This is a genomic window from Massilia genomosp. 1 (genome assembly GCF_011682185.1).
Classification (GTDB): domain Bacteria; phylum Pseudomonadota; class Gammaproteobacteria; order Burkholderiales; family Burkholderiaceae_D; genus Telluria_A; species Telluria_A rubra.
Genome location: NZ_WHJF01000255.1, coordinates 1 through 1,768 on the forward strand (window position 1 = coordinate 1; position 1,768 = coordinate 1,768).

The 1,768-nt window shown below is 55.5% G+C and carries 1 protein-coding gene and 1 pseudogene; both read right to left on the minus strand.

The genetic code is table 11. The annotated features are described in order from the left end of the window. Positions 1–12 precede the first annotated feature (12 nt). Positions 13–498, minus strand: a complete 486-nt coding sequence (locus F1735_RS33360) for a transposase (RefSeq protein ID WP_167241277.1) — start codon at positions 496–498, stop codon at positions 13–15. 276 nt (positions 499–774) lie between these two features. Beyond that, positions 775–1,644: pseudogene (locus F1735_RS33365) on the minus strand (restriction endonuclease subunit R); the annotation flags it as partial. Positions 1,645–1,768 lie beyond the last annotated feature (124 nt).

Here is a 1,768-nt window from a genome sequence, read left to right on the forward strand (position 1 = left end):
GGAGGTCGGTCATCACGCCTCGTCCTCCCACAGCGCGCGGAACTTTTTTTGCAGGATCAGCAACGCGGCCGCCTCCGCCAACGCGCCATTTTTGCGTACAATCTCGCGCTCGAGTTTGGCGACCTTGTCCTTCAAAGTACGCACTTCGCGCACGCCCGATGCGGGCTCTTTTACTTCTGCGCAGAAAGCGGCCTCCCAGCTGGTCAGGTGATGGGGAAATATGCCGTGCTCGCGGCACCATGCCTGCAAGGCCTCGTCGGGCAAGCCATGGGGGGCCTTCAGTGCGGCGAACTGTTCTGCAGCAGTCCAGTCCTGAGGGCGCTTCTCGCGCGCTGTTGGCGCGTCCTTATTGCTCACAATTTTATTCTTCATCCAATATTTTAGCGTGTGCTGATTCACATTCAGGTCTTCCGCGACCGACTTGACCGACCGGTGGCCTCGTGAATACACTTTGACCAGGGCTTGTTCGATAAATGCTTCGGGATACTTTGATGACATTGGTGCCTCTATAGATTGAAAATTAGAGGCGAAAACTAGTCCCGGCGCCGGCCGTGGGCCAAGCATCGAAGTCGTCCTGCTCGAACAAAAAGCCACAACCTTGACGTCTTGAGGGAACGGGTTCCGCTGCGCTTCACCCGTAACACCAGTCCCCCGCTCCCGGAAACGATGTCAAAAGTACAGCACAAGAACGAACCCTAAAAACCCCACTACAACGCTCAAGATCACGACATACTTTGTTCAAAAACACACCCGACAAGTAGTCTGACACAGGGGGGCGTTGTCACGGTTGCCAGCGTTATTCTCGGCAGTGTCTGACCAGCCACCCTTTTTGTCCATGGAGAAGTAGCCGTTGTGCACATCTTCGGCACCGTGCTCCAGGTCGATCTCGGCGAAAAGGCTCTGATAGGCCGGTGACTTCGCCGCACGTCGATACTCTTCCTCGAAAATTCGAGCGTAGTCGCCTTTAATTGAATTGCCCTCTGAATCGTACTGTCGGTAGCGCCCCACAGCGTCAATAAAGAACAGCGACAGCACCTTAATGCCTTTGGGGCCAAGCACCTTCTCCTTCTCCAGGTGCTCCCGAATCGTGCGACGGATCATCTCGCGCTGCACGGCCAAAGCGTCAACATCGCCATAGGCCTGGCCCACAGCCAGGAAAGCTTCGCCCCCGGGGTAACGCAGTTCCAGAAACTCATTTCCCTTTGCGGTGCTAATTTCGCCCACGCGAAAGTCGGCATAAATGTCTCGCTTGGCAGTTTGCTGTAGATCGTCGCCGTCGCTTACGGACACTTCCTGTCGTTTCACGCCTGTCGCTGTCTTGACATCCAACTCAACCTTCGCGCTGATGCTGCCGTGACTGCCGCGCTTGTTGTTGACGGAAATCAACCGAACGAAGGCTTTGTTGTGTGCGTCTTCGATGGTGGCCGCTGCCACCTCGATTTGCTTGACCAGCTTGCGTTCATAGGCATCCAATGCATCGAGCCGAAATACCATGTGGTGTTTGTCGGCGTGGGTAGCCGAATATCGCAACGTGCACAGCGGATTCATCGCATCCAATGCAGTCTTGCCCGCGCCGGACAGGCCGCCATCCACGCTTTGGGGTTCGTCCACGATGACAATAGGCTGCGTTGCCTTGATGAGGTCCGGAGCGTGTCAAACTATTTGAGACAGTATTTACAGATTGTTTAGGGAGCATTCTTCGGTCTGCTCGTTGGTGCCAATGTCCATTTTGGGCATGTTGATTCCGGCTTCGGTTGGCAGAGCCGGC